Origin of the sequence: Flavobacterium sp. W22_SRS_FK3 (assembly GCF_052113665.1) — a bacterium.
Taxonomy (GTDB): Bacteria; Bacteroidota; Bacteroidia; order Flavobacteriales; family Flavobacteriaceae; genus Flavobacterium.
Window position 1 is genome coordinate 243,863 of sequence record NZ_JBGQOF010000006.1, and the last position, 24,799, is coordinate 268,661.

General features: G+C 33.5%; 18 protein-coding genes. 15 read left to right on the top strand and 3 right to left on the bottom strand.

Annotated elements, in window-relative coordinates:
- Positions 1 to 7 precede the first annotated feature (7 nt).
- From ACEN2I_RS08310 to ACEN2I_RS08375, 14 genes are all read left to right on the top strand, one after another.
- Positions 8 to 1,171, top strand: coding sequence for a DUF1501 domain-containing protein (locus tag ACEN2I_RS08310; protein WP_441765630.1), 1,164 nt, complete (start codon positions 8 to 10; stop codon positions 1,169 to 1,171).
- A gap of 498 nt (positions 1,172 to 1,669) precedes the next feature.
- The gene (locus tag ACEN2I_RS08315; RefSeq protein ID WP_441765631.1) at positions 1,670 to 2,509 is read left to right on the top strand and encodes a prephenate dehydratase; all 840 of its coding nucleotides are present in this window, start codon (positions 1,670 to 1,672) and stop codon (positions 2,507 to 2,509) included.
- A 75-nt stretch (positions 2,510 to 2,584) separates the two neighbouring features.
- Positions 2,585 to 3,730: a pyridoxal phosphate-dependent aminotransferase gene (locus ACEN2I_RS08320; protein WP_441765632.1), complete on the top strand. Its 1,146-nt coding sequence runs from the start codon at positions 2,585 to 2,587 to the stop codon at positions 3,728 to 3,730.
- Between the two features lie 185 nt (positions 3,731 to 3,915).
- Positions 3,916 to 4,776, top strand: a complete 861-nt coding sequence (locus tag ACEN2I_RS08325; RefSeq protein ID WP_441765633.1) for a prephenate dehydrogenase — start codon at positions 3,916 to 3,918, stop codon at positions 4,774 to 4,776.
- Positions 4,777 to 4,787: 11 nt separating this feature from the next.
- Positions 4,788 to 5,870 (top strand): chorismate mutase, encoded by a 1,083-nt coding sequence (locus ACEN2I_RS08330; RefSeq protein WP_441765634.1) that lies wholly within the window; start codon positions 4,788 to 4,790, stop codon positions 5,868 to 5,870.
- 261 nt (positions 5,871 to 6,131) lie between these two features.
- Positions 6,132 to 7,115, top strand: coding sequence for a ribosome small subunit-dependent GTPase A (gene rsgA / locus ACEN2I_RS08335; protein ID WP_441765635.1), 984 nt, complete (start codon positions 6,132 to 6,134; stop codon positions 7,113 to 7,115).
- Positions 7,116 to 7,202: 87 nt separating this feature from the next.
- On the top strand, positions 7,203 to 7,655 hold the full coding sequence (dtd, locus tag ACEN2I_RS08340; protein WP_441765636.1) for a D-aminoacyl-tRNA deacylase: 453 nt from the start codon (positions 7,203 to 7,205) through the stop codon (positions 7,653 to 7,655).
- A 63-nt stretch (positions 7,656 to 7,718) separates the two neighbouring features.
- Positions 7,719 to 9,629, top strand: a complete 1,911-nt coding sequence (locus ACEN2I_RS08345) for a DUF3857 domain-containing protein (protein WP_441765637.1) — start codon at positions 7,719 to 7,721, stop codon at positions 9,627 to 9,629.
- 29 nt (positions 9,630 to 9,658) lie between these two features.
- The gene (locus tag ACEN2I_RS08350) at positions 9,659 to 11,668 is read left to right on the top strand and encodes a DUF3857 domain-containing protein (protein ID WP_441765638.1); all 2,010 of its coding nucleotides are present in this window, start codon (positions 9,659 to 9,661) and stop codon (positions 11,666 to 11,668) included.
- A 52-nt stretch (positions 11,669 to 11,720) separates the two neighbouring features.
- Positions 11,721 to 12,047 carry a nucleotide pyrophosphohydrolase gene (locus tag ACEN2I_RS08355; protein WP_012022600.1) on the top strand — a complete coding sequence of 109 codons (327 nt, stop codon included), beginning with the start codon at positions 11,721 to 11,723 and terminating at the stop codon, positions 12,045 to 12,047.
- A 133-nt stretch (positions 12,048 to 12,180) separates the two neighbouring features.
- The gene (gene aroA / locus ACEN2I_RS08360) at positions 12,181 to 13,413 is read left to right on the top strand and encodes a 3-phosphoshikimate 1-carboxyvinyltransferase (RefSeq protein ID WP_441765639.1); all 1,233 of its coding nucleotides are present in this window, start codon (positions 12,181 to 12,183) and stop codon (positions 13,411 to 13,413) included.
- Between the two features lie 333 nt (positions 13,414 to 13,746).
- Positions 13,747 to 14,796 carry a tRNA preQ1(34) S-adenosylmethionine ribosyltransferase-isomerase QueA gene (gene queA, locus ACEN2I_RS08365; protein ID WP_441765640.1) on the top strand — a complete coding sequence of 350 codons (1,050 nt, stop codon included), beginning with the start codon at positions 13,747 to 13,749 and terminating at the stop codon, positions 14,794 to 14,796.
- 355 nt (positions 14,797 to 15,151) lie between these two features.
- Positions 15,152 to 16,426 carry a kynureninase gene (gene kynU / locus ACEN2I_RS08370; protein ID WP_441765641.1) on the top strand — a complete coding sequence of 425 codons (1,275 nt, stop codon included), beginning with the start codon at positions 15,152 to 15,154 and terminating at the stop codon, positions 16,424 to 16,426.
- 100 nt (positions 16,427 to 16,526) lie between these two features.
- The gene (locus ACEN2I_RS08375) at positions 16,527 to 16,964 is read left to right on the top strand and encodes a YMGG-like glycine zipper-containing protein (RefSeq protein WP_441765642.1); all 438 of its coding nucleotides are present in this window, start codon (positions 16,527 to 16,529) and stop codon (positions 16,962 to 16,964) included.
- A gap of 63 nt (positions 16,965 to 17,027) precedes the next feature.
- Here the strand turns inward: ACEN2I_RS08375 and ACEN2I_RS08380 are convergent, their stop codons facing one another.
- Both ACEN2I_RS08380 and ACEN2I_RS08385 read right to left on the bottom strand, forming a co-directional pair.
- Positions 17,028 to 18,839: a hypothetical protein gene (locus ACEN2I_RS08380; protein WP_441765643.1), complete on the bottom strand. Its 1,812-nt coding sequence runs from the start codon at positions 18,837 to 18,839 to the stop codon at positions 17,028 to 17,030.
- Positions 18,840 to 18,925: 86 nt separating this feature from the next.
- Positions 18,926 to 20,482, bottom strand: coding sequence for a hypothetical protein (locus ACEN2I_RS08385; RefSeq protein WP_441765644.1), 1,557 nt, complete (start codon positions 20,480 to 20,482; stop codon positions 18,926 to 18,928).
- Between the two features lie 115 nt (positions 20,483 to 20,597).
- Here ACEN2I_RS08385 and ACEN2I_RS08390 point away from each other — a divergent pair, with 115 nt between their 5' ends.
- The gene (locus tag ACEN2I_RS08390; RefSeq protein ID WP_441765645.1) at positions 20,598 to 22,985 is read left to right on the top strand and encodes a penicillin acylase family protein; all 2,388 of its coding nucleotides are present in this window, start codon (positions 20,598 to 20,600) and stop codon (positions 22,983 to 22,985) included.
- A gap of 109 nt (positions 22,986 to 23,094) precedes the next feature.
- On the opposite strand, the gene ACEN2I_RS08395 is transcribed toward ACEN2I_RS08390, so the two are convergent.
- The gene (locus ACEN2I_RS08395; protein ID WP_441765646.1) at positions 23,095 to 24,678 is read right to left on the bottom strand and encodes a T9SS type A sorting domain-containing protein; all 1,584 of its coding nucleotides are present in this window, start codon (positions 24,676 to 24,678) and stop codon (positions 23,095 to 23,097) included.
- Positions 24,679 to 24,799: the final 121 nt, after the last annotated feature.

A 24,799-nucleotide genomic window follows, 5' to 3' on the forward strand; every position in this document is an offset into this window, starting at 1 on the left:
TATCATTATGAACAGAAGAAATTTTCTAACATTAACAGGTACGTTTACTGGAGGAATGCTCGTACTTCCTAGTTTTTTACATGCTTTTGGGGCGCATGATAATCTGGTTATTGGTGAACAATGTCTGGTTTTTATACAACTTAATGGAGGAAACGATGGACTGAATACTTTTATTCCGTATGAAGATCCTTTGTATTATGATTTCAGAACAAAAATTGCCCTGAATAAAGAGGCAGTGGTAGGTAAAAATAAAGGGATGGCTTTTCACCCTGCATTAAAAGATTTTGCCCAAATGCAGCAAAACGGAGATTTAACGGTAATTCAGAATGTGGGTTATCCCGAACCGGTTCGTTCTCATTTCCGCAGTCAGGAAATTTGGCAAACCGCTGCAGATTCCAATAAATATATTAACGAAGGCTGGTTAGGCAGATATTTGGATCTGCAATGTCACGATCATCAGCCAACTGCCGGAATCAATCTGGATTCGATAGATAATCTCGCATTAAAAGGTATGGAGCCCAATTCGATCACGGTAAAAGATCCGGATCGTTTTAAGGTAAAATCAAATAAGGAAAACGAAAAGCTATCCGATAATCCACAATTGGATTTTGTCCGTAAAATTGCCAATTCGGTTGTAGAAGGCTCAGATGATATTCAGAATGCACTGAAACAATCCAAAACAGAAATTAGTTATCCTAAAACAGGATTGTCTAAAAACCTCGAATGGATTGCAAGATTGGTAAAAGGAAACTTAAATTCGAAAGTATATTATACATCCCTTAGCGGATTTGATACACATGATAATCAGCTTTCTATCCATGAAAGAAAATTAACAGAATTAAATGATGCACTATTTAGTTTTTACAATGATCTGAAACAGTCACAGTTGCTTCAAAATGTTACTGTTGTTGTTTTTTCAGAATTTGGAAGACGTGTAAAAGACAACGGAAGCGGAACCGATCACGGAACTGCAGCGCCCATGTTTGTGATTGGAGGAAGTAATAAAGGAACAATTTTAGGGAATAATCCAAACTTAGCTGACTTAGAGAATGGTGATTTAAAGCACCAAATTGATTTCAGATCAGTTTATGCTTCCTTATTGCAGAAAAAAATGGGCTTCGATTATTCAAAAATCGGAATTAAGAATAATCCAGTTGCAGGATTGTTTTAGTAAAATAGCTAAGTGTTTAGTTGTTGTCTTTTTTTGTCATTCCGAGGAACGAGGAAACTCTGCAAGAAACTCTACAATCAGAAGCGCTAATCTTTGTCGATGCCAGCAACGAAGACTCCTCGTTCCTCGGAATGAAAATATTGAGGAATTATTCGATTCAATTGAAAACCTTATTGTCTTTATAAACTAATTGTCTGTATCTCATTTCAAGCCTGATTTATTAAAATATCATACAAAACCAGTTCAATTTGTTAAGAAATCCTTTTTTGTTTCATAAAATGCAATATTTTTTTTGGTACAGTTAAAATAATTTATACATTCGCACAGAATTTAAAAAATAACACAAACAAAATGGCAACTAACCGTTTTTATTTTAGCAACAACTTTTATTTCTTCTTTAGTAGAAGTTAGGATTGTGCTATGGTTATTTGAGAAAAGTAAAAGACAAATAAAACTAATATACAATCCTGATGCAAATCAGGATTTTTTTTTGACTATATGACAACGAAAATTGCAATACAAGGTATTAAAGGATCTTTTCATCATCAGGTTGTGAAGGAGTATTTCTCTGAAAATGTGGATATTGATGAGTGTTTGTCTTTTGAAGAACTGATCGACAGCCTTATTGCCGGAAAATCTGATCAGGCTGTAATGGCGATTGAGAATTCGATTGCAGGGCCGATTATCCCAAATTATGCTTTGATTGACAAGAACAATCTGCATATTATTGGGGAATATTATTTAAATATTCAACAGAATTTAATGGCCTTAAAAGGTCAGAAAATTGAAGATATAAGAGAAGTTCATTCGCACCCGATGGCGCTTTTGCAATGTATGGACTTCCTGAAACAGTATCCAAATATCAAATTGGTTGAGGATAAAGATACAGCTGAAACGGCAAGAAGAATTCAGGAAAAACAGCTAACTGGAATTGCGGCTATTGCAAGTGTAACAGCTTCTGAAATGTACGATTTGGATATAATTGCATCATCAATTCAAACGATCAAAAATAATATGACTCGTTTCGTGATCATCAAAAAGCAAAATTCATTTTTGCCAGAAAGCGAAATCAACAGAGCCTCTGTAAAATTTGAATTGGATCATAAAAGAGGAAGTTTAGCAGCGGTTTTAAATGTAATGAGCGACTGTAAACTGAATTTGACAAAAATCCAGTCGCTTCCAAAAATTGAAACACCTTGGAAATATTCATTCTTCGTAGATGTGACATTTGAGAAATACGAGGATTTTGCAAAAGCAAAAGCGTTATTAAATATAATGGCTGAGTATTTTAAAGTGTTGGGAGAATATAAAAATACAAAACCTTTAAGTGAGTCTTAAAGTTGAAAAGTCATAAAGTCAAAAGCATAAAGCTTACGGCCTAAAGCCTAAAGCATTTTTTAATAAAAAATAGAAATGATTACAACAGCAAAACGATTAGACACAGTTGAAGAATACTACTTCTCATCAAAACTAAGAGAAGTTAGACAACTAATGTCTGAAGGAAAATCGATCATCAATATGGGAATTGGAAGCCCTGATTTGAGTCCGTCAAAAGCAGTAATTGAAGCAGTCGCTGCAGCAATTCAAGACGAAAACGGACATGGTTATCAAAGCTATCAGGGATTGCCAGAAATGAGACAAGCGATGGCCGATTTTTATAAAGATCAGTTTGGTGTTGAAGTGAATCCGAATAATGAGATTTTACCATTAATGGGTTCAAAAGAAGGAATTATGCACATTTCGTTAGCATTTTTAAATGAGGGCGATCACGTTTTGATTCCGAATCCAGGTTATCCGACTTATACTTCGGTAACTAATTTGGTTGGGGCGGTTCCGGTTTATTATGATTTGAAAGAAGCAAACAGCTGGGAACCGGATTTTGAAGCTCTGGAAAAACGGGATCTTTCGAAAGTGAAAATTATGTGGCTGGGTTATCCGCACATGCCGACAGGGGCGAGAGGAAGTTTAGCGTTATTTGAAAAACTGGTTACTTTTGCTAAAAAACACAACATATTATTGATCAACGACAATCCGTATAGTTTTGTTTTGAATGATAATCCAATGAGCTTATTGCAGGTTGAAGGTGCAAAAGAAGTGGCTTTGGAATTGAATTCATTAAGCAAAACGTTCAATATGGCCGGCTGGAGAGTCGGAATGGTTTTGGGAAATCCTGAAATTATTGATGCGGTACTGAAAGTAAAAAGCAATATGGACAGCGGTATGTTCTACGGAATTCAGAAAGGGGCAATTGCCGCTTTGAATTGTGATAAATCCTGGTTTGAAGATCAGAATAAAATTTACAGACGCCGCAGAGAATTGACAGAAAAACTGGCAGAGAAATTAGGCTGCGAAGTGTATAAAGAAGGAGTTGGACTTTTTGTGTGGGCAAAATTGCCGGAAGGAATCGAATCAGCAGAGAAGTTCATTGACGAAATATTATACGAGAAACATATTTTTATTACACCGGGAACTATTTTTGGAAGTAATGGTGAAGGATATATTAGATTTTCGTTGTGTGTTAAGGAAGAAAAAGTGCAGGAAGCGATAGATAGATTCTAAGTATTAAGATTTTAGAATCAAGAATCAAGATTTTTGACATAGTGTGATTGCTTCGTTCCTCGCAATGACGAAGCGTCTTGAAAAAACGAGAAGCCCTAGCCCTGATAGAAGCGGCATCCTTTTGTGGTGGGGTTCACCACAAAAGATACAGCGATAGCAGGAATTAGCTTCAAATAAAAAGAATTATGAAAGTATACGTAATAGGAATAGGGTTAATAGGAGGTTCGATGGTTCTGGACATCAAAGGCCAACATCCTGATGCTACTATTTTTGGAATAGATAATAACGAAGAACATTTGCAGGAAGCAATTGATTTGGGTGTTATCGACCAGGCAGGAAGTTTTGAAGATTTGGCTGAAGCCGATTTTGTAATTGTTTCCGTTCCGGTTGATGTGGCGCTGGTGGTTTTGCCTAAAGTACTTGATGCAGTTGGAGATCAAACGATTGTTTTTGAAGTAGGTTCGACTAAAAAGCCAATTTGTGAAGTAGTAGCAAGTCACCCGAAAAGAAGAAATTTTATCGCAACGCACCCAATAGCAGGAACGGAGTTCTCAGGGCCTTCGGCGGCGATAAAAGGGTTGTTTCAGGGGAAAACGAACATCATTTGTGAGGTGGAAAAAACCACTTTTAAATTGCAGGAAAAGGCGTTAAAGCTTTTTAGCGAAATTGGAATGAGGATTCGATATATGGATCCGACTTCACATGATAAACACATTGCTTACGTTTCGCATTTGTCGCATATTAGTTCGTTTATGCTCGGAAAAACGGTAATGAACAAGGAAAAAGACGAACAGGATATTTTTGACATGGCGGGAAGTGGATTTGAAAGTACCGTTCGTTTGGCAAAAAGTTCTCCCGCAATGTGGACACCAATTTTTAAGCAAAATAAGGAACATGTTTTGGAAACATTAGAAGCTTATATTTCAAATCTCAGTCGGTTTAGGGATTTGCTAAAAGAAGAAGATTACAATGCCATTTTTGACGAAATGGAAAGCACAAATAAAATTAAAGAAATATTAAACGGATTAACAACAACTAAAAAGTAAATTAGAATAAGATGGAAAATAAGAAAGAAATGAGAAAGTGGTTAGAAGATTTCAATTTAAATCACCCACTTGTGATAGCTGGACCTTGTAGTGCAGAAACGGAAGATCAGGTTTTGAAAATCGCTCACGAATTGAAAGATTCTAAAGTAAGTGTATTCAGAGCCGGAATATGGAAACCAAGAACGCGTCCGGGAGGATTTGAAGGTGTTGGAGAAATTGGTTTGAAATGGTTACAAAAAGCAAAAGCAGAAACTGGTTTACTAATGGGAACTGAAGTGGCGACTGCAGCGCATTGTAAACTGGCTTTAGAACATGATATTGACGTTTTATGGGTTGGTGCCCGTACAACTGCAAACCCTTTTGCGGTTCAGGAAATTGCGGATACTTTAAAAGGAACTGATAAAATCGTTTTGGTTAAAAACCCAGTAAACCCTGATTTAGCTTTATGGTTAGGCGGTGTTGAGCGTTTACACATGGCTGGAATTGAGAAATTAGGCGTTATCCACAGAGGTTTTTCCACGTACGAAAAAACTAAATACAGAAATATTCCAGAGTGGCAGATTGCTATCGAATTGCAGAATAAATTCCCTGATTTACCATTAATCATCGATCCATCTCATATTACTGGAGATCGTAAAATGATTTTTGAAGTAACGCAAGAGGCTTTAGATTTGAACTACGACGGTATGATTATCGAAACACACTACGATCCGGACAACGCTTGGTCTGACGCTGCGCAGCAAGTTACTCCAGATTCTTTGAAACAGATCATTAAAGATTTGACTATCAGAAAAACGGATGATACTACAGATGAGTACAGCAATAAAATGACAAAATTAAGAGCGAACATCGACGTTTTGGATGCTAACTTATTAGAGTTGTTAGGAAAACGTATGAAAGTAGCTGACGAAATTGGTCAGGTGAAAAAAGATGCTAATGTAGCGATTCTTCAAAACAATCGTTGGAATGAAATCTTAGGGAAAATGATTTTGGAAGGTGAGAAAAAAGGTCTTACTGAGGAGTTTGTTTTGAAATTGTTCAAAGCGATTCACCAGGAAAGTATTGGTCACCAGGAAAAAGTATTGAATGCATAATTTTTTCTAAACCATATAAGTGATATAAGTTAATTTTTAGTTTTTTCTAAAGCTTGTTATTTTGTTTTCTTATATTATAATTTTAAAAATAAATTGTTTTTTTTAAATCTCCATCGCTTTGAAAGAAGTTTTGGAGATTTTTTTATGATTTTAAATACCGAAATCAATGGGTTTCAATTGTAAAACAGTAATTTTGTCCTTTAATATTTTTTAGTTTTCAGAGTAATCTAAAAATCTAAAAATCTAAAATCTCATATTTGAATGACAGGACTCGTTTATAAATCTACAGGAAGCTGGTACACCGTGAAATCTGAACAAGGCGATTTTATAGAATGCCGTATGAAAGGGAAGTTTAGGATGAAAGGAATCAAAAGTACCAATCCTATTGCTGTAGGCGATATTGTCGATTATGAACTCGAAGAAACTTCGGATGCTATAACCGGGACGATTTTTAATATTCACGAAAGAAAGAATTATATCGTTCGTAAATCGGTTAACCTTTCGCACCAGATGCATATTATTGCATCGAATATTGATCGTGTTTTTTTATTGATTACGATTAATAATCCACCGACGACTTTTAATTTTATAGATCGTTTTTTGGTCACTGCAGAAGCTTACAACATTGAAACTATTTTAGTTTTTAATAAGATTGATACATTTGACGCAGCTACTCTGGATGACCAATTGTACATGCAATATGTTTATCAGCAAATTGGCTACAAATGCCTTAGGGTTTCTTCAACAGAAATGAAAGGTATTGACGAATTAAAAGAAATGATGATTGGTAAGGTAAGCATGTTTTCAGGACATTCCGGAGTTGGAAAATCAACTTTGGTAAATGCGATGGAACCTTCTCTACATCTTAAAACAAAAACTATTTCTGAAGCCAGTAAACAAGGTCAGCATACGACAACTTTTGCCGAAATGTATGATTTGTCGTTTAATGCAAAAATCATTGATACGCCGGGAATTAAAGGATTCGGAATCGTTGATATGGAAAAAGAAGAAATTAGCGGCTATTTCCCTGAATTCTTCAGACTAAAGGATCAATGCAAGTTTAACAATTGCTTACACAAAGAAGAACCACATTGTGCCATAAAAGCAGCCTTGGAAAAAGATGAAATTGCCTGGTCGCGCTACAATAGTTATCTTAAAATACTGGAAGGCGACGAGGAAAATTACCGCACTGATTCTTATGATGAAGACCGTAAAATCAGCGACGAAACCAGAAACCAAAAGTAAATAATAGTCTAAAGTCAAATGTCTTAAAGTCTTAAAGTGAGATTTTTAGACTTTAAACTTTATGACTTTAAACTTTATGACTAAAATATGAAAGTTGTTCTTCAAAGAGTTTCTGAAGCCTCAGTAACTGTCGATTCTAAAATAGTAGCCGATATCCAAAAAGGATTATTGGTTTTAGTCGGAATTGAAGATGCCGATACTCAGGAAGACATCAATTGGTTAGTGGGTAAAATTGTCAAAATACGCATTTTTGGTGATGAAAATGACGTTATGAACTGCTCAGTTCAGGATGTCAATGGTGATATAATTGTGGTAAGTCAATTCACACTTCATGCTTCTACAAAAAAAGGAAACCGACCTTCTTATATAAAAGCCTCAAAACCAGAATTTGCGATTCCGATGTATGAGAATTTCGTAAAATCTTTAGAAAAAGACTTCAATAAAAAAATACACACCGGAATTTTTGGTGCCGATATGAAAGTCAGCCTTTTAAATGACGGCCCTGTAACCATTTTAATTGACAGCAAAAATAGAGAGTAAAAATATTTAAACATTTGTTAAGAATTTCTAAAAATAATATATATTTGGAGAAATTACTTACGAATGAAAAGCCAGGTTCCAGTATTACTTTTTTTCTTATTTTCCATTGTTTCTTCTGCTCAGAAGAGCCAATATCCAACTGCTACAATAGCCGATAGTCTAAAAGAAAACGCCAATGCGGTTGTGCGTTTAAATCAAATTGATATTGTGATAAATTCGCAAAGAAGCATGAACTGCAAAGAGCGAAAAGTGATAACTATTTTAAATAGTAATGGACTTGATGCAATTGATGCTTATGAATATTATGATAAAACTACTGTTGTAAAAAGTATAGAAGCCATAATATTTGATGCAGCCGGAAATGAAATAAAAAAAATTAAAAGAAAAGATTTTCGTGATCAAAGTGTTGTAGATGGAGGAACTCTGTTCTCAGATAATCGCTATATTTTTTTAGATTATATTCCAATTTCATATCCATTTACAGTTGAATACCTGAGTGAAGTACAAACTTCTAATACTGCTTTTATACCACAATGGATGCCTATAAGAAATTATTATATGAGCGTTGAAAAAAGCGTATTAAATATAACGTATTTAAGTAATTTAGGTTTTAAAAAGAAAGAATTTCATTTCTCAGATTTTAATATTAAAAAAGTGTTGGATACAGACACACAACTTTCTTATGTAGCCACATCTATATTGGCACAAAAACATGAGGATTTAAGCCCGTCCTTTAAAGACCTTTTTCCAAGGTTGATGATGGGTTTAGAACATTTTAATTTGGAGGGTATAGATGGAACTGCAACAAACTGGACAGATTTTGGGAAGTGGTATTCTGATAAAATTTTATCAGGAACAGTAGATTTACCAGAGGAAACAAAAATAAAAATTAAAGAGGTTGTGGGAGAAGAAAAAGACACGGTAAAGAAAGCAAAACTGGTTTATGATTTTGTGCAGAGAAAGTCCAGATATGTTAGTATTCAGGTTGGTATTGGAGGCTGGAAACCCATGCAGGCCTCAGATGTAGACCGTTTGGGATATGGAGATTGTAAAGCGTTAACCAATTACACCAAAGCACTTTTGCATGCTGTAGATGTTCCTTCTTACAATACCATTTTATATGGAGACAGCTACAAAACAAATATCGAATCTGATTTTGTTTCAATGCAGGGTAATCACATGATTTTGTCTATTCCAAACGGAAATCGTTACACATGGTTAGAATGCACCAGTCAGGATGATCCTTTTGGTTATCAGGGAACTTTTACCGATGACAGAGATGTTTTAGTAATTAAACCGGGGGGAGGAGAAATTGTTAAAACTAATGTTTATGAAGATAAAGGTAATATTCAAACTGATAAAGGAAGATATTCAATTGATGAAAACGGCCATTTTTCAGGAGCAATTACAATAATCTCAGAAGGTTCTCAATATAGTTTGAAAGCAAGAGTTGAAACTTTACAGCCAACAGAGAAAGAAGCACATTATAAAAAATATTGGAACAATATCAATAACTTAAAATTAGGAAAAATAACGTTTGCCAATGACAAGCAAGATATTCGTTTTACCGAAGATGTTCAGGTAAGTGCCACGAGTTATGGTGTAATATCTGCTAATAAAATGATTTTTGTGGTAGATGCTTTTAACCAGAGTTCAGGAAATGTAAAGCGAATCAGGAATCGGAAAACGCCTTTTCAAATTCAGAGAGGATATAATGATACAGATGAAATTGAGATTAAGCTTCCTGCCGGATTTACCATCGAATTTTTGCCTTCAAATTTTGAATTGAAAGGAAAGTTTGGAGATTATAAAACTGAGATAATTAAAAATGAAAATAATAAACTAACCTATAAACGTTCGATGTTTTTAAATAAAGGAAAATATTCAAACAAAGAATACGATGAATACCGAATTTTTATGGAACAAGTTGCTAAAAATGATAATGCCAAAATTATTCTAACCAAAAACCTGTAAAATAATTAATCAAAACCAAATCATAACCAATGAGAATTATTAAGCCCCTTGGATTAACTCTCCTTCTGTTCATTACATCAAAAATAACAGCGCAGGAATTTAAATTAGGAAAAGTATCTATTGCCGAATTAGAACAAAAAGTACATCCAAAAGATTCATCGGCTGTTGCTGCGATAATTTTTGAAAAGGGACAAAATACATTTGAATATAATCAGGATCATGGTTTTACTATGGACCTGGAAATAATCACAAGAATTAAAATATATAAAAAAGAAGGTTATGATTGGGCTACAAAAGAAATTAAATATTATACAAATGGTAGTTCAAAGGAAAGAGTCTATTTAACAGATGCTAACACATATAATTTAGTAAACGGAAAAATAGAGAGAACGAAGCTAAAAAGCGATGGAGAATTTGATAAAGAAATCAATAAATATTGGTCACAAAAAGTGTTTACAATGCCAAATGTTAAAGAGGGTTGTATTGTAGAATTTCGATATATTTTAAAGACTGCTAATATAGGAAGTCCGAGAGATTGGAGTTTTCAGAATAAAATTCCTGTAAATTATTCAGAATATAAAATGAATGTTCCAGAATACTTTGTTTACAATACAAATTTAAAAGGATACATCACTCCAAAAGTAAGTGAAGAAAAAATGACAAGACAAATACCTTATAGTTATAGAGAAGGAACCGGTGGAGTTATAAGTTCATCTACTTCACATGAAAAATTAGAGTTTTTAGAAACAACAACCACTTTTTTAGCTGAAAATTTACCAGCGATAAAAGAGGAACATTTCGTTAATAACATTGATAATTATACTGCTACCCTGGCTCAAGAGTTATCTATGACAAAATATCCCAATTCACCCTCAAAATTATATTCTACAGATTGGAATGCAGTTGCAAAAACAATTTATGAATATGATGATTTTGGTGCTGAACTAAACAGAACAGGTTACTTTGAAAATGATTTAAAAGCTGTATTAGTTGGGGTAAATACGAATGAAGAGAAAATTTTGGTAATCTTGAATTATGTAAAATCACATGTAAAGTGGGATGAATATTATGGTTACAGCTGTGATAAAGGTGTGAAAAAAGCCTATCAGGAAAAGACTGGGAATATTGCAGAAATTAATTTAATGCTAACAGCAATGCTACGTTATGCAGGTTTACCTGCAAATCCTGTTTTAGTGAGTACACGTTCAAACGGAATTCCGTTATTTCCAAACAGAACTGCTTTTAATTATGTTATTGCAGCAGTTGAAACTCTTAATGGCAATATTTTATTGGATGCAACTGATAAATTTTCAATCCCAAATATTTTACCACTAAGAGCACTAAACTGGCAAGGAAGATTGATAAGAAAAGACGGAACATCAGAAGAAGTAGATTTGATGCCTAGAAAAGTGTCAAACAATACTGTATTTGTAAACTATGTTGTTGATGCCGATGGAAAAGTAGCAGGTAAAGTGAGAAGGCAATATACAGACTATAATGCAATGATTTTTAGAAATAGTATTTATGGTATTAAAGAACACGCTTACCTAGAAAAATTGGAAAATGAAAACAATAAAATTGTAGTGTCTGAATATAGCAGAAGTAATGAAAAAGAAATTTTATTACCTACGATAGAAACTTTCTCTTTTAAAGGTGATAATTTATCAGAAACAATTGGAGGCAAGATATACCTGAACCCGATGTTGTTTTTTGCTAATACTGAAAATTATTTTAAGCAGGAAACGAGAGAATATCCTGTCGATTTTAGTTACCCGTTTTTAGATAAATATAATGTTACTATTAATATTCCGGAGGGTTTTACAATTGAAACATTGCCTGAACCCGCCATTGTAAAGATGGAAGATGATTTAGGAGTTTTCAAATTTAATATCGTGGCAAACGGAAGTTTACTTCAATTGTCTATTTCGCACCAAATTAACGAAGCTATTGTTTCGACTGACAAATATGAAATGTTAAAAGAATATTATAAAGCAATGATTGCGAAAGAAACTGAGAAAATTGTTTTGAAGAGGATATAAGACATTTTTAAAGATTAAGGTTATTTTTGTAAAAATATATACATACATAACAATGGATTTGAAAAATGCACAATTAGACGTTGACACCTGGATAAAAGAACATGGTGTCCGCTATTTTAACGAATTAACCAATATGGCACAGCTTACAGAAGAAGTAGGCGAAGTTGCCCGAATTATTGCCCGTAGATACGGAGAACAATCTGAAAAAGAGAGCGATAAAAACAAAGATTTGGGCGAAGAACTGGCAGATGTTGTTTTTGTGGTTTTATGTCTGGCCAATCAAACGGGGATCGATTTGCAGGCAGCTTTTGATAAAAAAATGGATTTAAAATCGGTTAGGGATAAAGATCGTCACAAAAACAACGATAAATTGAAATAATTGTGAAATATCTCTCATAAGTTTTCAATTATGAGCCTTGAATTTTGAATTATGAACGGGGAGTGGTAAATTGCGCATCTGAATTACGTTCTTATCATTCATAATTCATAATTTACAACTTACAATTAAAAAAATGAATTTAATTCTTCAGACAACTCAACATAATTTACAAGGTAAAATAGAGGTTACAGGATCAAAAAGTGAAACCAATCGTTTGTTACTGCTAAAAGCATTGTTTCCAAATATTACACTCTCCAATACTTCTAACTCTGATGATAGTGAGGTAATGCAAAAAGCATTGATTGGAAATGACGAGATTGTAGATATTCACCACGCCGGAACTGCAATGCGTTTCTTAACGGCTTATTTTGCAGTAAATGAGGGGCGTGAAGTTGTAATGACAGGTTCAGGCAGAATGCAGGAGCGTCCTATAAAAATTTTAGTGGAAGCTTTGGCGCAATTGGGCGTTGAAATTTCATATGAAAAACAAGAAGGCTATCCGCCAATTCGAATCAAAGGAAAAAAAGTTACCGCTTCAAAAGTTAGTCTGGCTGCAAATGTCAGCAGTCAGTATATTTCGGCTCTTTTATTAGTAGCTTCAAAATTAGAAAACGGCTTAGAGCTTACGTTAGAAGGTGAAATTACTTCTATTCCATACATCAAAATGACTTTGGCTTTGCTGAATGATCTGGATATTCAAACTAGTTTTCAAGGAAATGTAATTAAAGTGTATCCAAAAGAAACTGTTGTTTCAAAAGAAATGGTCGTAGAATCTGACTGGAGCTCGGCTTCTTATTTCTTTAGTTTGGTGGCTTTGGCCGATGCAGCATCGATAACTTTGAGCAGTTATAAAGAAAACAGTTTGCAGGGAGATTCTGCTTTGGTTTCTATTTATGAAAAAATGGGTGTCAAAACTACTTTCGAAGGCAATAAAATGACTTTGGTAAAACAGTCTGATTTTAAATTTGAAACCGTAAATTTTGACCTGAATAACACACCAGATATTGCACAAACTATTGTGGTAACTTGTTTAGGTTTAGGAATTGGCTGTCATTTAACGGGTCTTCATACTTTAAAAATTAAAGAAACAGACAGACTTGAGGCACTTCGAATTGAGCTTACAAAATTAGGAGCCAATATTTCGGTAACAAATGATAGTCTGACTTTAGGACTTTCTGACACGATTAATCACAATGTGAAAATTGCAACGTATAACGATCACCGTATGGCAATGGCATTTGCTCCTTTAGCTTTAAAAGTGCCAATCATTATCGAAAATGCCGAAGTCGTTTCAAAATCATACCCGGATTTCTGGAATGACTTAAAAGAATTAAATTTCGAAATTTCAGAACTGCAAAGTTTTTAAACCATATAAGTGATATCAGTTCATATAAATAAAAGAATATAATTTGAATAGCCTCCAGTTTCAACCGGAGGTTTTTTTTATGATCATTTTTTGGCTTTAGCCAAATAAAAAATAAGCACCAATTTTCAGGAATTCAAATTAAATGAACTGATATCACTTATATGGTAGAAAAAAACGTTTTTCGATGTTGTCGAAACACCACTAAATCAACGACTTTTGAAAATAAACAGCAAAACACTTGACAACGCCTGTCTCACAATCGTATATTTGCACACGATTTACAATTTTAGATACAAAATCTAAAAGCTACATTTTAAAATCAACAATTCAAATATGAAATTATCACACTTCAGTTTCAATTTACCAAAAGAACTTTTAGCAGAATTCCCGGCAGAAAACAGAGATGAGTCTCGTTTGATGGTAATTGACCGTAAAAAGCAAACTATAGAACACAAAATGTTTAAAGATGTTATCAATTATTTTGATGACGGAGACGTTTTAATACTTAACAATACAAAAGTTTTCCCTGCACGTTTGTACGGTAACAAAGAAAAAACAGGAGCAAGAATCGAAGTTTTCTTGCTGAGAGAATTAAATTCAGAACAGCGTCTTTGGGATGTTTTGGTTGATCCGGCTCGTAAAATCCGTATCGGAAACAAACTTTATTTTGGCGATGACGATTCATTAGTTGCTGAGGTAATCGACAATACAACTTCTCGTGGTAGAACTTTACGTTTTTTATACGATGGCTCTTATGAAGAATTCAGAAACAAATTGACAGAATTAGGAGAAACTCCAATTCCAAAATACATCAACAGAGAAGTAACTGCGGAAGATGCAGAAAGATACCAGACTATATACGCAAAAGAAGAAGGAGCAGTAGCGGCGCCAACTGCAGGTTTACACTTTTCAAAACACCTTTTGAAAAAACTGGAAATCAAAGGAGTAAATTTTGCAGAAGTAACACTTCACGTGGGTCTTGGAACTTTTAATCCGGTTGAGGTTGAAGATTTATCGAAACACAAAATGGATTCTGAAGAATTGATCATAGAACAAGATGCCTGCGATATAGTGAATGAAGCAAAAGCGAAGAAAAAACGTATTTGTGCGGTTGGAACAACTTCAATGCGTGCTATCGAAAGTTCTGTATCATCTCAAAGTACTTTAAATCCGTACGAAGGCTGGACAAATAAATTCATTTTTCCACCTCATGATTTTAGTATTGCAAATTGCATGATTACCAATTTCCATACACCAAAATCAACATTATTAATGATGATTTCAGCTTTTTGTGGACATGATTTAATGAAAAAAGCATATGATGAAGCCATCAAAGAAGGATACAAATTTTATTCTTACGGAGATGCCATGTTAATCATCTAATCTGAAAACATATAGATATTAGAAACCTGTCAGCAATGATGGGTTTTTTTGTGCAAAATTTGGGCGTATTACGGGCTATTCATTTCAAGTTTTGCAATAAAAACCAAGTAATACAAGCACTGCGGGAGCTTCCGCTAGTCGCTTCCTCGTTGCAGTATTACTACGGTTTTCATTGCAAAAGCTTTCCATTGCTATCCCTAACGCAAGTTAGCTTCAGTTTTAATCTCAATCTCAAAAAAAAACTTTTTAATAAGCAGATTATTTTTTTAGCACACAGGATCTGAAACATGAAACCCGAAACAAAAAACAACTTTTATAGCATTTTTTGTTATTTTTACCTCACAAAATAAAAACAATGACTTTTCAAAATACACTCGAATTCGCTAAACAACTCGACTCACAAGACGTTTTAAATCATTATCAGGATCAGTTTATTTTTCCGAAAGTAAATGACAAACGTGTTATTTATTTTACAGGAAACTCTTTAGGATTACAGCCCAAAAGAACCAAATCCTATATTGAGGAAATAATGAATGACTGGGCAGATCTTGCAGTTGAAGGTCATTTTTATGCTGAAAAACCATGGTGGGATTATCAGGAAAGATTTCCGGAACCTTTGAGTAAAATTGTGGGTGCTTTGCCTTCAGAAGTTACGGTTATGAATACATTGACCGTTAATCTTCATTTGTTGATGGTGTCATTTTATCAGCCGAAAGGCAAGCGTTATAAAATTATCTGCGAAGAAAAAGCGTTTCCTTCCGATCAATATATGTTTCAAAGCCAGGTACATTTTCACGGATATAAACCGGAAGATGCGATACTAGAAATCAAACGTCGTGATGGAGAACACAATATCCGCCTTGAAGATGTTTTGGCAAAAATTGAAGAAGTAGGTGATGAACTGGCTTTGGTTTTAATTGGCGGTGTAAATTATTATACCGGACAGGTATTCGATATTAAAACGATCACTGCCGCCGGACAAAAAGAAGGTGCAAAAGTAGGTTGGGATTTAGCACATGCAGCAGGAAATATTAAATTAGAACTTCATGACTGGAATGTTGACTTTGCCGCCTGGTGCAGTTACAAATACATGAATTCAGGACCTGGAAATGCTTCCGGTTGTTTTGTACATGAAAAACACCATAATGCCGATTTGCCAAGATTTGCAGGCTGGTGGGGACATAACAAAGAAAGAAGATTTAAAATGGAACCCACTTTTGATCCTGTAAATGGAGCAGGAGGCTGGCAGATAAGTAATTTACCGGTACTTTCGTTAGCGCCTTACTTAGCTTCGGTAGAAATGTTTGCTGAAGTTGGAATGGATGCTTTAATTGCTAAAAGAGATAAAATAACCTCTTACTTAGAATATATCCTGCATGAAATTGATAAAGAAGTTGATAGTAGTTTCGAAATTATCACGCCTTCAAATCCTGAGGAAAGAGCTTCTCAATTATCCGTTTTTTTACATGGAGAAGGAAGAAGCCTGTTTGAGTATTTAATGATAAACGGTGTTATTACAGATTGGCGTGAACCTAACGTAATTCGTCTGGCACCAGTTCCTTTATATTGTTCTTTTGAAGATATGTATGATTTTGGACAAATTTTGAAAAAAGGAATTTTAGAAAAATAATGCGATTTCGTTAATTCTGTAAACTTTCAACTAAATCATGTAACACAGATCTATAATTACGGCTTTACTTTGTAGTATAACTTTATTTAATATTACAATCATGAAAGCATTATATTCTTTACTATTAGCTTTAACCGTTCTATCTTGTCAAAATCAGGGAAAGGCGGATATTGATAAAGCAAAACAAGCCAGTATTGACTCAATGAAAGTTGAAATTAATAAACAAAGAGTAATTGATTCTATGAAAACAGAAATGGCTAATTTGCAGCAAGAACAACAAAAAGCTGAAGAACAAAAAGTAGTAGTTGTACACCAACAGGAAAGTAATGGTACTGCAACTACAACCACAACGACAAAAAAGAAAGGCTGGAGTTCAACAGCAAAAGGCGCAGTGATTGGTGCGGGAGTTGGAGCAATAACAGGAGCGGCAGTCAGTAAGAAAAAAGGGGAAGGAGCCATTATTGGCGGTTTAGCCGGAGCTGGAGTTGGAGCCGGAACAGGAGCTATTATTGATGGCAGTAAAAAGAAAAATGAATAGATTTTTATTCTAAATACAATAAATAACAAACCCCAATTTAGAAATAAAATTGGGGTTTGTTATTTACGCTATTTTTAACCTTGATAGTTGAATTGAATTTATTTCTGATTTATAAAATTCGAATTGTTTTTTGATGCTGTCTTCATCGGTTTTAAAATATAAAGTTGATGAAAACAGATTTTGATAATATTCAATTCCTTCTATAATATTTGTTTTAAAAGTATTCCATTTTCTAAGCTGGTTTGCGGTAATTTCGCCGGAAATTGTTTCAATTTCATTTCTAAAATATTCGACGTACATCTTTAGCTCTTTCACAAATAAATTAGGACGATTATTAGTTCTCAGAATTGTCTTATTTCCGTAAATATGCTGCAGCATATCTTTCAAAGAAACTTCCTGATCAAAATAAGCCATGTTGGGTCCTGGACATATAACAACTCCCTGCGCTTGTCCCTTTATTTTAATATCATTTTCAAGATAAGAAGCATTTGCTAAACCAACACATAAACATGATTTCTCTGTAATTTTAGTTTTTTCGTTTTCAAAAATATCAGATGAAAGTGAATCTTTCAGTTTTTCTAATTCGCCCAATTTAATATCCTGATATTTTTTTGAAGCAGTACAGATTCCATCTGAACCATATTCTTTGCTTAATGCGAGGAATTTCTTTGGACAGGAACTTCCGGCCTTGTTTTCCTGAATTCGTTTTTGTTTCAAAATTTCATTTGTAGTTCCTTTCAAAGTATTAAACGGAACTCCTAAAGGTGAAATATGACTTAGATACAAATCTTCTTCTTTGGCATTTATCAATAAATTCCGGGTTTCCTTATCGACAGTAGTGGCTTCTGAAACTAATAAAAAAGGAGATCCCCAGCCAACAGAATCAATTTTGTAAGTGTCTAATAAAAACTGGTGCTCTTCAGCCGTTCCTACACCACCCTGAACGGTAATTTTTAAATCTAATGGCTGAGCAGGATAATATTGGTCTTTTTGTTGTAGTGCTTTTGTCATTAATTCATGAGAAGACTGAATTAATTGCTCTTTTTTTATTTTAAATTCTTCCAGAATTGTACCTAATAAAAGTCCGTCAGTTGCGAAAGCATGTCCACCGCAATTTAATCCGGATTCAATTCGGTATTCAGAAACCCAAAGTCCCTTTTTGGCTAAAAAATTGCCCTGAATCATAGCTGATCGAAAATCACTTACTTTTAAAATAATTTTCTTTTTGAGTTTATAATTTTCATTCGGAAAGAAATCACTGAAGTTTTCAAAATAACTGTAAAGTCTCGGATTCATTCCTGCTGATAATACAACCGAGGATTCGAGATTGCTGTTAGTAAAACCTCTTAAGGCAGCATGGGCGTCATTAAATGACGCAGCGAGCTGTTTGTTTTTGACAAAATTATCTTTGTCTAATTTCGTCATAATATTTACGTCAATTTCTCCAGAAAAAAGATGAGATTCAATGTAATTCTGAATATTGTCTTTGAAAGCAATTCCATCATCGAGTAAATTTTCAAAACCCTTTTTGATGTCGGAACTATTGGGCAGCATTGAAATAAATTTTTCTAAGGCAGTTTTACTGTCAGCTATTTCTGTTTTAAAATTTTCAAACTTCTGTTTTACGATTTTATCAACTAAATTTAAGTAAGATGTGATTCTTTCAGCGCGGTAATCGTGAAATTTCTGAGTTATTTCTTCATACGGAAGATTAAACTTGATACTGTAAAAATTACGCATTTTCTCAATTAAATCGTCATCGGCTATTGAAATTACAGATGAAATGCCGTATTGTGCTACCCGAATTGGCGTATCAATTGTATAGGCGAGCCCCATTACAGGAATATGAAAAGTGTGTAAAGGTTTCTTTGTCATTTGTTTTCGATTAAATAAAAACAAAGATTGAAAAAAACATTTTCTTTAAACCTGATATTTGTCAGGTTTGTAATGGTTTGAAATCTCTAAATCAAAATCTTCTTCAAAGATTCGGCTATGCTGCGCCATAAAAAGTTGTAAAACGATTTTTCTGGAATGCGTTCCACTTCAACATCGGCAGTTTTTGCTTTTTCTTTTGAATCATTTTTGACTAATAAATTGACAACTGCTGATTTTAGTTTCGCTTCTTTTTCAGGATTTTTCTTTTTGTATAATTTTACTTTAAGATCCTCGTAATCTAAAGAAGCATTTCCTTTTGAAATAACATCATTACCATAAAAGTTAAAGCGATATTTATTAAAAACTCCGTTAAAAGATGCATTCATATAAGGTTTGCTGAATCTTTTCATTGCTGCAACATCAAAGTTTGAAATTACCCCCTGAATATGAAAACTGTCTTTCTTATCTAAAACATTAAAATTCCAGTCTACATCTAAAGGAGAGGTTTTCATGAAGATACAATTTACCTTGATTTTAACATCAGCGGTCTTTTTCAAGCCAAAGCCACTCTGGAGATTAGTTGCCTGCAGATTAAATTTATCGAAATTTAATACTCCCGGCCCTTTAGAAAAATCAATTTCTTCTTCATAAACCAATTTTGATTTCAAAACCTGCAACGTATCAATTTGAAGTGGAAATTTAATATTTCGCAATAAATGATTGTACAGATATTTTTTGCTTAAATCGTCTTTTGGCATTTTTCCGCGGTAAATATTGGCGTCAAAATGATTGATTACAATTGAATTTGCCATGAAGAAAAAGCGGTCGTTTTTAAACCCCCAATCCATTTTTGATACGTGAGCAGAATCAAATTTCAATGTGTAGATATCCTTTTCTTTTTCTAAGCGTTTCGTGAATTCACGACGGTTGAATTGAGGAATATTAGAGAAATTGTTGATTTTTAAAAAGGTCTTTTCAGTACTTATTTTGCCAATGTTAATATGATAAAAAGAATTTGGCCTATAAAATAAGCTATCGATAACTAATGCATAGGTTTTGTATTGTATTGGAATTTTTTCTTTCAGGGTTGCATCTGTTATTAAAATACCTTCTAATTTTAAAATGATTTTTTTGACACTTAAAATAGTTTTGTCATTGTCCAGAGAAATAACATCTACTGTTGCATCATTTAAATAAATATTCGAAACCGAAACAATTTTTCTAAAAGGATCAATAATTTTTTTGTTAATACTTTTACGATCATTGATCAGTCTTTCGCCTTTTTTGTATAAAATAACGCGTGGTTTATTAATAATGATACTTTCGGCCTGAATGATATCATTAAAAGCCAAATCCCAGATATTAAAATGTTCAATTGTAATCGATTCTATTTTAGAGAAGAGTCCGTTTTTGCTGTCTTCCGGCTCATTCTTTGGATGCACAAGTAATGTAGTTGCATAGATGTTTCGTGAAAAAAGCGAAACTTCTATTTTTTCGTAATTGATATTATAAGCAGTCTTGTTTTTCTCGTGAATAATAATCGGTAATTGCTTTTTAATCCACCAATTGAGACCAATATTAATTAAAATCACAAAAAGAAAGATTGAAATTACACCGATTCCTGTTTTTTTATAGATTGACATTTATCGTATTAATTTTAAATACATAAATTTAGGCTTTAAAAAGCGATGTTTCTTATATGATTATCTCTTTAAGTTACATTATTGCCAAATCATTTTAGTCGTTTATCTTTTGATTATGAGAAAAATAAAAAAAGTTCTGTTTGTTTTATTCGTGTTTATTATTCTTTTGGGAATCGTTTTATGTGCTTATATTTTTCACTTGAAACCTAACTATGAAGGAGAAGTAAAACTAAAAAACCTGCAAAAAGAAACTAACGTGTATTTTGATGATTTTGGGGTACCCCATATTTATGCCAATTCAGAAAAAGATGCCATGACTGCTTTAGGTTATGTTCATGCACAGGAAAGGTTGTGGCAGATGGAATTGCTTCGTAGAATTGCACCGGGAAGATTGTCAGAAATTTTTGGTTCTGTAGCCCTGAAAAATGATATGTTTTTCTCCGGAATCGGTATTGAGGAAGCTTCGGCAAAAGCCATTGCAAAACTCGATAAAAATAGTCCTAGTTATCAATTAACATTAGCTTATTTAGACGGGATAAACCAATTTCTGGAAGAAGGAGTAACACCAATTGAATTTACTTTGGTTGGAGTCAAAAAAGAAAAATTTACCATAAAAGATGTTTATAATATTTTCGGATACATGTCTTTTAGTTTTGCAATGGCTCAAAAAACAGATCCGTTACTGACTGATATCCGAAATAAATATGGTGCCGAATATTTGAAAGATTTAGGAATTGAAGGAGAGTTCAATACCACACAAATTAAAAGTTCAAAAGAAAATATTGAAGAATATACAGCGATTTCAAAATCAGTTGCTACCTTATTGGATAATTCGCCAATACCGCCATTTGTTGGAAGCAACAGCTGGGTTGTTGGGACAAATAAAACCAAAAGCGGAAAAGTGATTTTTGCAAATGATCCTCACATTGGTTTTTCTCAGCCTGCAACCTGGTATGAAGCACACATCGTAACTCCGCATCATGAATTATATGGCTGTTATCTGGCCGGAACGCCTTTTCCGTTATTGGCGCACAATCGTAATTATGCTTATGGTTTAACGATGTTTGAAAATGATGATATCGATTTTTATCAGGAAAAAAATAATGCTCAAGATCAAAATCAATATAAGACACCAACAGGTTTTGCGAATTACGAAATCAGAAAGAAGACGATTAAAGTAAAAGATACTTTGGATGTTGTGCTCACAGTGAAATCAAGCCGGCATGGTCCTATTGTGAATGATTTGCTTGAAAGATTAGATTCTAAACATCCAATTGCGATGATGTGGACATATACGCAACAGCCTATTCAGATTCTGGATGCTGTCTATGGACTTTCGCATGCAAACAGTAAAGAAGAATTTAGAAAAGCAGTTCAGTTGGTTGCTGCTCCTGGACTCAATGTTATGTATGGCGATGCAAAAGGAAATGTGGCATGGTGGGCAACCGGAAAATTGTATAAACATAACAAAGGTGTAAATTCGCATTTGATTCTGGATGGTTCAACCGGAAAAGACGATATTGTTGAATATTTAGATTTTTCGAAAAATCCATCAGCTGAAAATCCAAAATGGGGTTATGTTTATTCAGCCAATAACCAGCCGGAAGCCGTTGATGGTTATCTGTATCCGGGATATTATTTACCGGAAGATCGCGCTAAAAGAATTTCAGGTTTAATGGATGCAAAATCGGATTGGGATAAAGAAGCAATAAGCAAAATGATTTACGATAATATGTCGGATGTTTCGCCGGAAGTTGTCCGAAATCTGATTTCAAATTTAAATAATGCTTCATTTTCAAAAGAGGAAAAAGAGGCAATAGCAGTTTTGAAATCCTGGAAAGGAACTAACAATCTGGAAGATGTTGCGCCAACGATTTACAACAAATGGATTTATTTATATCTTAAAAATACATTTGAAGACGAAATGGGTTCTGATAATTTTAATCTATTTCTGGGAGTTAGTTTAGGAAAACAGATTATTGCCAGACAAATTGTAAATGAAAATTCGGTTTGGTGGGATAATGTTAATACCAAAGATATAAAAGAAACCAGAAACCAAATTGTATCCAAATCATTTCATGAAGCCATAACAGCACTAAAAAAGCAGCTTGGCAATTCAGTTTATGGCTGGACCTGGGATAAAGTACATACGGTAGAGCATGAGCATCCGTTAGGAAAAGTTGCGGCTTTACGAAGATTATTTAATGTTGGACCATTTGGCGCTCCTGGATCAAATGAAGTGATTAACAATCAGTTTTTTGGATATAATGCTGAAGGTAAATATTACGTAAAAGGAGGTCCGTCAACGAGAAGAATTGTCGATTTCTCGGATATAGAAAACAGCTGGAGTGTTTTACCAACTGGACAATCTGGTAATCCATTCAGCAAACATTATTGTGATCAGGCAGAAATGTTTAATGCCGGGAAATTCAGGAAGATGAAACTGAATAAAGAAGAGATTATCAAAACTTCGACTAAATTGGTTTTTAAACCTTCTAATTAGGTTTAGAGTTGAAAAAATTTAGAATTAAAAACTCCGATATTACAAGTTTAAAATTTGTAGTATCGGAGTTTTTATTTAATAGTGGTTTTTTTGTGTTTTTTAAGCTTATTTAGATTTTTATCATTTTTGATATGTTTTTTTCTTCATTCAAAGTTTTGATTTCAAGTAAATAAACACCTTTTGATAAATTTTCGATTGATAAGCTATTGGTGTTTTTTGCTGTTTTTAGAATCTTTCCGTTTAAATCGATCACTTTAATTTCCAACATTGTTTCTGTGAAGTTTATATCCGATTTGGCAGGATTTGGATAAAAGGTTATTTTTTTATCTTTAGAAAAATCTTCAGTCGAAAGAAAATTATATTTTAAGGTAAATAATCCTTTTTTCGTGCCATCATCACCATAAAAGTAGATGTTAGAATTGTCATCATCTGTAAGAAGCCTGCCCATTGTGACGAATTTATCATTTCCAATAATACCGACTGTTCCATCTGAACTTCCATCTGTCGCATAAATGGAATAGGCTAAAGGGCCAGTATTTACAACATATAAAAGTCTGTTTTTATACAAATATCCTCCACTGATATTGGATACAAATGAGTGTCCTGTGCCAACTGTGATATCTTTTACCAATTCTTTTTGATGAAGTATCGGATTGTATTTAAAGAGTTCTGAGCCATATTGACTACTGTTCTGCTGAAGATATGCTTCATTATTAAAATAGACAATGTCAATTGAGTAGCCGCTGCTATATTCGAAAAAAGACTGGTAATTAGTCTCAATTGGTGTTAAAACTCCATCAGAAGTATAAACTTTGTCAGTGGTCAGATAAACAGTGTTATCAAAAACCATCAAATCATTAACAGAAATGTCATAAATTGTATTGGTATTAAAAGTAAAGGAGCTGTTAAGTGTGCCTGTAGTTAGGTTTACAGAAAAATATTTTAGTTTATAATCTGTATCCTTCATTAGGAAAACTAAATTCTCATTTACTTTGGCAATTTCATCTCTTTGTTGATAAATTTCAGAACCAGTTACTACATTCCTCCCTACAATTTCTGTTATAGCTTTAGTAGAAGGTATGTATTTATAAAAACCATAATAAACACCAGTTGTTATATATTGGCTTCTGAAGTATAATGCTTTAGTAGTATTATCATAGTAAGTTGCCCCAAGACGATAGAAGCTTCTATTGTTGGGAGAGAATATCTGTGTTGTAGCACTAGTATTCAAATCGTAAATATAAAGCCCGGAATAATTAGAGTTTTCATAAATTAAATAATGGTCAAATACAGCATAATCTTCAGTATCATAAGAAACCGTTGATAGTTTATTTGTTGTTAAATCTAATCTTATAAGACGGATTCCCATCTCAAAAAAGATGGAATTATTTAATTTTTTTGCATTGAATCCGGCGCTTGCTGGTAAAAAAACATCTTCGGGGTAAATATATTGGGTTCCGTCAGAGATGTTAACTCTAACGATAATTCCTCTTTTTGTAACTGGATTTGTTGAATATACTTTTTGCGTAGAGCAATAAATATAGGATTGATCATTAAAAAACGGAACCAGAACATTATCATCTGCATTAGCATTAGTACCATAACCAACTGGACCTGATGTAAAACTCAGTTCTTGTGAAAATAAATTTGAGCAGATTAAAAAAATAAAAAAATAAAGTAATTTTTTCTTCATAAAGACGAGTTTTCGAATTAGGCTAAATTAGTTTTTATTATGTCAATTTGTTCTTTAGTAATGCTTTTTATAAAAAACCGATTGTACAATTTTAATTTTGTAGAATCGGGATTCTTTAATA

Bases quoted from the DNA above. Each gene is read 5' to 3' on its own strand.
- ACEN2I_RS08325 (WP_441765633.1), top strand. From the start codon at position 3,916: ATGAAAGTATACGTAATAGGAATAGGGTTAATAGGAGGTTCGATGGTT.
- ACEN2I_RS08310 (WP_441765630.1), top strand. From the start codon at position 8: ATGAACAGAAGAAATTTTCTAACATTAACAGGTACGTTTACTGGAGGA.
- ACEN2I_RS08355 (WP_012022600.1), top strand. From the start codon at position 11,721: ATGGATTTGAAAAATGCACAATTAGACGTTGACACCTGGATAAAAGAA.
- aroA (WP_441765639.1), top strand. From the start codon at position 12,181: ATGAATTTAATTCTTCAGACAACTCAACATAATTTACAAGGTAAAATA.
- ACEN2I_RS08390 (WP_441765645.1), top strand. From the start codon at position 20,598: ATGAGAAAAATAAAAAAAGTTCTGTTTGTTTTATTCGTGTTTATTATT.
- ACEN2I_RS08315 (WP_441765631.1), top strand. From the start codon at position 1,670: ATGACAACGAAAATTGCAATACAAGGTATTAAAGGATCTTTTCATCAT.
- ACEN2I_RS08395 (WP_441765646.1), bottom strand. From the start codon at position 24,678: ATGAAGAAAAAATTACTTTATTTTTTTATTTTTTTAATCTGCTCAAAT.
- ACEN2I_RS08380 (WP_441765643.1), bottom strand. From the start codon at position 18,839: ATGACAAAGAAACCTTTACACACTTTTCATATTCCTGTAATGGGGCTC.
- queA (WP_441765640.1), top strand. From the start codon at position 13,747: ATGAAATTATCACACTTCAGTTTCAATTTACCAAAAGAACTTTTAGCA.
- dtd (WP_441765636.1), top strand. From the start codon at position 7,203: ATGAAAGTTGTTCTTCAAAGAGTTTCTGAAGCCTCAGTAACTGTCGAT.
- rsgA (WP_441765635.1), top strand. From the start codon at position 6,132: ATGACAGGACTCGTTTATAAATCTACAGGAAGCTGGTACACCGTGAAA.
- kynU (WP_441765641.1), top strand. From the start codon at position 15,152: ATGACTTTTCAAAATACACTCGAATTCGCTAAACAACTCGACTCACAA.
- ACEN2I_RS08320 (WP_441765632.1), top strand. From the start codon at position 2,585: ATGATTACAACAGCAAAACGATTAGACACAGTTGAAGAATACTACTTC.
- ACEN2I_RS08345 (WP_441765637.1), top strand. From the start codon at position 7,719: ATGAAAAGCCAGGTTCCAGTATTACTTTTTTTCTTATTTTCCATTGTT.
- ACEN2I_RS08350 (WP_441765638.1), top strand. From the start codon at position 9,659: ATGAGAATTATTAAGCCCCTTGGATTAACTCTCCTTCTGTTCATTACA.
- ACEN2I_RS08330 (WP_441765634.1), top strand. From the start codon at position 4,788: ATGGAAAATAAGAAAGAAATGAGAAAGTGGTTAGAAGATTTCAATTTA.
- ACEN2I_RS08375 (WP_441765642.1), top strand. From the start codon at position 16,527: ATGAAAGCATTATATTCTTTACTATTAGCTTTAACCGTTCTATCTTGT.
- ACEN2I_RS08385 (WP_441765644.1), bottom strand. From the start codon at position 20,482: ATGTCAATCTATAAAAAAACAGGAATCGGTGTAATTTCAATCTTTCTT.